The sequence below is a fragment of the Pseudomonas sp. HMWF006 genome, assembly GCF_003061205.1.
GTDB lineage: Bacteria > Pseudomonadota > Gammaproteobacteria > Pseudomonadales > Pseudomonadaceae > Aquipseudomonas > Aquipseudomonas monsensis.
Genome location: NZ_QAIU01000337.1, coordinates 2,331 through 7,055 on the forward strand (window position 1 = coordinate 2,331; position 4,725 = coordinate 7,055).

The 4,725-nt window shown below is 61.9% G+C and carries 5 protein-coding genes; all 5 read right to left on the reverse strand.

Annotated features, from left to right (window positions below):
- A partial coding sequence (locus tag DBR24_RS13925; RefSeq protein ID WP_256591466.1) for an IclR family transcriptional regulator occupies positions 1 to 468 on the reverse strand: 468 nt, incomplete at its 3' end.
- A 60-nt stretch (positions 469 to 528) separates the two neighbouring features.
- Positions 529 to 1,839, reverse strand: coding sequence for an MFS transporter (locus DBR24_RS13930; protein ID WP_128615053.1), 1,311 nt, complete (start codon positions 1,837 to 1,839; stop codon positions 529 to 531).
- Positions 1,840 to 2,008: 169 nt separating this feature from the next.
- The gene (gene dgoD / locus DBR24_RS13935) at positions 2,009 to 3,157 is read right to left on the reverse strand and encodes a galactonate dehydratase (protein WP_016770960.1); all 1,149 of its coding nucleotides are present in this window, start codon (positions 3,155 to 3,157) and stop codon (positions 2,009 to 2,011) included.
- Between the two features lie 47 nt (positions 3,158 to 3,204).
- Entirely contained in the window at positions 3,205 to 3,825 is a 621-nt protein-coding gene (locus DBR24_RS13940) for a 2-dehydro-3-deoxy-6-phosphogalactonate aldolase (protein WP_128615054.1), read from the reverse strand.
- 19 nt (positions 3,826 to 3,844) lie between these two features.
- The coding region (locus DBR24_RS13945; protein WP_146189042.1) for a 2-dehydro-3-deoxygalactonokinase at positions 3,845 to 4,725 on the reverse strand (881 nt) is incomplete at its 5' end.

Below are 4,725 nucleotides of genomic sequence, written 5' to 3' on the forward strand. Positions count from 1 at the left end.
ATCGAGCATCAACGCCTTGCCGATCCCGGTTCGCGCCAGCGGCATGCGATGGCCGACCCGCGAACGCATTTCCGGGCCATTGCGCCCCGGATTCTTCAGCAGATACAGCACCTCGTCACCTTCACGAATACCCAGATGCACGGTGTCCCCGGTCAGCGCCGACAACTCGTCCAGATACGGCCCGGCCAGACTCACCAGCGGCAACTCTTCGCGTGCCTGAAACCCCAGCTCGATCAGCTTCGGCCCCAGCAGATAACCCATTTGCGGGACCACGCGCAGGTAGCGCTCATCCACCAGACAACTGGCCAAGCGATGGGTGGTGCTGCGCGTGGTGCCGATCAGCCGGGCAATCTCTTTCAGATCGCGGGCGCCACTGGCCACCGCCTGCACCACGCCCAGGCCGCGAAGCAGTGTCTGAGTGCCGGTGGGTGCGGCGTCCTTGGTTTTTTCCGGGGCGTCTTCCTGCATATCCAGCCTTTACCGTTGAGCGAGGGAACGGGCGGCATTATGGTCGCCCGAGGCGGAGCACTACAACTCGATACGTTCGACCTTGCCCACCAGCAGCACATAGGACAACGCGCCGATCAGCGCCAGAACCGCGATGTAGGTGATTGCCGGGGCGAACGAATCACCGCTGGCGAGGAAACCGATGACAATCGGCGTGGCAATTGCCGACAGGTTGCCGATGAAGTTGAACACCCCGCCGGTCAAACCGAGCAAACGTGCCGGAGCGAGGGTCGAAACCAGCGACCAGGTGATCGACGCCAGCCCGTTGCCGAAAAACGCCAGCGCCAGGAAGGCAATCACCAGCGGTGTCGATTCAACGAAATTGGCGCCGATGATCGAGGTAGAAATCAGCAGCCCGCCAATGATCGGCAACTTGCGCGCAAACCCGACGCTGCAGCCACGCCGAATCAACAAGTCGGAAAAGAACCCCGAGCACAGCACACCGACGAAAGCAGCCAGAAATGGCAGCGACGCCAGCAGGCCGGACTTGATGAAGTCCATGCCGCGATATTTCACCAGATAGGTCGGGAACCACGTGAGGAAGAACCACAGCGTCGAGTTCAGGCAGAACTGGCCGAGGTAGATGCCCCACAACTTGCGCTTGGTCAGGACGATACCCAGATCGGTCCAGCTGAACCTGGCTTTGACCTTGGCCGTCTCCTGCTGAATATCGACCAGCCCTCCGCCCTCACGAATCAGGTCGATTTCGCCTTGGTTGACGCCTTTGAACTCTCGTGGCTCGCGATACACCGCGTACCAGATCGCCGCCCAGACAATCCCCGCCGCACCGGTGGCGACGAACACCATGTGCCAGCCGAACTCATGTTGCAGCCAGGCCAGTACCGGGGTCAGAAACGCCAGCCCGACAAACTGCCCCGACGTGTAAAAACCAATCGCCGTGGCCCGCTCGCGCTCAGGAAACCAGGTCGTCACCACACGGCTATTGATCGGATAAGCCGGCGCTTCCAGCGCGCCGACCGCCATGCGCAGCACAAACAGCGCAATGAAGCTGGCTGCAAAGCCGAGCATCACCGTGGCCAGCGACCACAGCAGCAACGCGACGCTATAAAGAATGCGCGGCGGCACGCGATCGACCAGCCAGCCGCCGGGGATTTGCATCGCGGCGTAGGTCCAGCCGAACGCCGAGAAAATCAGCCCGACGTGAACCGGATCAATGCCCAGTTCGCTGGTCAGCGCGGGCGCGGCAATCGACAGATTGCTGCGATCGAGGTAGTTGATGACCACGGTGATGAACAGCAGCACCATGATGAAAAACCGCTTGCGGCTGGGCGTGACTAAAGACGCCTGCCCGGTGAGGGTTTGCGGTGGCATGGGGGGTGCCTCTTCTTATGATTATTTGAGGTCGGCCTATGGCCTGTACTGCACCCTGTGGGAGCGAGCTTGCTCGCGAAGACGGCGGCACATCCTGCATCAATCTGACTGACCTGCCGCATTCGCGAGCAAGCTCGCTCCCACAGGGGGGTGGTGTGTCAGAGACAAATCACCACTCGGCAAAACTGCCATCGGCATGGCGCCAGATCGGGTTACGCCAGCGGTGGCCGACGGCGGCGCGTTCGATCACGTATTCCTCGTTGATCTCGATACCCAGTCCCGGCCCGTTCGGAATCTTCACGAAACCCTGGTCGTAGTCGAACACCCGTGGGTCTTTCACGTAGTCGAGCAAATCGTTGCTCTCGTTGTAATGGATGCCCAGGCTCTGCTCCTGGATAAACGCGTTGTAACAAGCCGCGTCCAATTGCAAACACGCGGCCAGCGCAATCGGTCCCAACGGGCAATGCAGCGCCAACGCCACGTCGTAGGCTTCGGCCATGTTGGCGATCTTGCGGGTCTCGGTGATGCCGCCCGCGTGGGAGGCATCCGGCTGGATGATGTCGACGTAGCCTTCACTCAACACCCGTTTAAAGTCCCAGCGCGAGAACAGCCGCTCGCCGAGAGCGATCGGCGTGCTGGTCAATGGCGCCAGCTCCTTCAATGCTTCGTAGTTTTCGCTGAGCACCGGCTCTTCGATGAACATCAGCTTGTACGGATCGAGTTCCTTCATCAGCACCTTGGCCATCGGTTTGTGCACGCGGCCATGGAAGTCGACGCCGATGCCAACGTTCGGCCCGACCGCATCACGTACGGCAGCGACGTTGGCCAGCGCCAGATCGACTTTTTCGAAGGTATCGAGGAATTGCAGTTCTTCGGTGCCGTTCATTTTCACCGCGGTGAAACCACGGCTCACCGCCTCTTTCGCCGCGCGCGCGGTGTCGGCCGGACGGTCGCCACCGATCCACGAGTACACGCGAATTTTGTCGCGCACCTGCCCACCGAGCAGGTCACTGACCGATACGCCGAGGGCCTTGCCCTTGATGTCCCACAGCGCCTGATCGATACCAGCCAGCGCACTCATGTGAATCGCGCCGCCACGGTAGAAGCCGCCGCGATACAGCACCGTCCAGATGTCCTCGATATTGCGTGGGTCTTTGCCGATCAGGTAGTCGGACAATTCTTCGACGGCAGCGGCCACGGTGTGCGCCCGACCTTCAACCACGGGTTCACCCCAACCGGTCACGCCTTCATCGGTTTCGACCTTGAGGAAGCACCAGCGCGGCGGGACGATGAAGGTGGTGAGTTTGGTGATTTTCATCTGTTTGTCTCTCTTGTTAGATGCAGCCCACGCAGCGCAAAAAAGTCTTACCCAAGCGCCTCCCACGCGCCCACGTAGGCCGCGGCGTTCACCGCCACTTGCTGCGGCGTCATGCCCGGTTTGAACAGCCCGGAACCGAGGCCGAAACCTTTCACGCCGGCGTCGATGAACGCCTGCATGTTGTCCGGCGTGATACCGCCAACCGGCGCCAGAACCGTCCCGGATGGCAACACCGCGAGCCAGGCTTTGACGACCGCCGGGCCCATCTGCTCGGCGGGGAACAGCTTGAGAATGTCTGCGCCCTCCGCCAGCGCCGCGAATGCTTCGGTTGGTGTGGCCACACCTGGCGACAGAAACAGCCCCGCCGCTTTCGCCGCGCGCAAGACCTTGGCGTCGCTGTGCGGCATGACGATCACTTGCCCGCCGGCTTCTTTCACCAACTCGACCTGTTCCGGGGTCAACACCGTGCCGGCACCGATCAGGCAATCGGCGGGCAAGGTCTTGCGCAGGATGCGGATACTTTCGTACGGCGAAGGGGAATTGAGCGGTACTTCGATGACGCGAAATCCAGCTGCATACAGGACTTCTCCGACCGCAGCGGCTTCCTGCGGATGCAGGCCACGCAGGATCGCGATCAGACCGTTTTGCGCCAATGCTTGCTTGAGCATGTCAGGCCTCCAGTCAGGGTTAACGGGATGAGGAATCGAGCAGTCCGGCGGCCAGCGCCAGTTGCCACAAACCACGCTCGGTGGCCTGCTCGGCCAGCGTCACCGCGGCGAAACCGCAGGCGTCAAGGGCACGGCTGTAACGCGCGCAGAGTTGCGCATTGCCGATGAGGATGATCGAAGGAAGCTGCGCGCTGTTGCGGCGCTGAACCGTGGCGAGTGCCGCCAGTTCATGACCGATCAACAGGCCGGACAAATAATCAGGTTGCGCACTGGCGCCGAGTTCGCCGGTCAGGCCCAGGGTGCGGGCACTGAACAGCGTCGATAGAACGCCCAGCTCGCCGTCCACCGACAGCGCCACCTGCACGCCACGGTCGAACGCCGGGCCATCGAAAGCCGCGCCGTGCTGTTGGGTACGGCCAAGGATGCTGTGTTCGCTGAGCACGGCGAACACTTCGCCGGTCATGAAGGTATCGAAATGAGTGATGCAGCCATCGACCACCTCCACCCATTTGGAATGGCTGCCCGGCAGACCGATCAACAGATCGCCGCTCGCCTCGGCCGGCAGATTCTGCAGCACGCCGAGGACCTGGGTTTCTTCGCCGCGCATCACGTTGGGCAGGTGTGAACGCTGAATCACGCCCGGCACGATGTGCACCCGCGTGCCGCGAAGACTGACCAGTGTTTGTAGGGAATTTCCGAGATGGGCGACGTTCGCCGGTGTTTCGCAGTAGGCCGCTTCGCGCCAGCCTTGGGCGCTGCCGACCATGCCGCAGGCGATCACCGGCAGATCCGGCTGCGCGTCGAGCCAGTCGCCGCACGCGTCATCAAAGGCCAGTTCAAAACCGTCAGTGCATTCGCGACCGTTGATGGCTCGCGAAGTCGCGGGCAACTGCATGATCC

Bases quoted from the DNA above. Each gene is read 5' to 3' on its own strand.
- DBR24_RS13930 (WP_128615053.1), bottom strand. From the start codon at position 1,839: ATGCCACCGCAAACCCTCACCGGGCAGGCGTCTTTAGTCACGCCCAGC.
- dgoD (WP_016770960.1), bottom strand. From the start codon at position 3,157: ATGAAAATCACCAAACTCACCACCTTCATCGTCCCGCCGCGCTGGTGC.
- DBR24_RS13940 (WP_128615054.1), bottom strand. From the start codon at position 3,825: ATGCTCAAGCAAGCATTGGCGCAAAACGGTCTGATCGCGATCCTGCGT.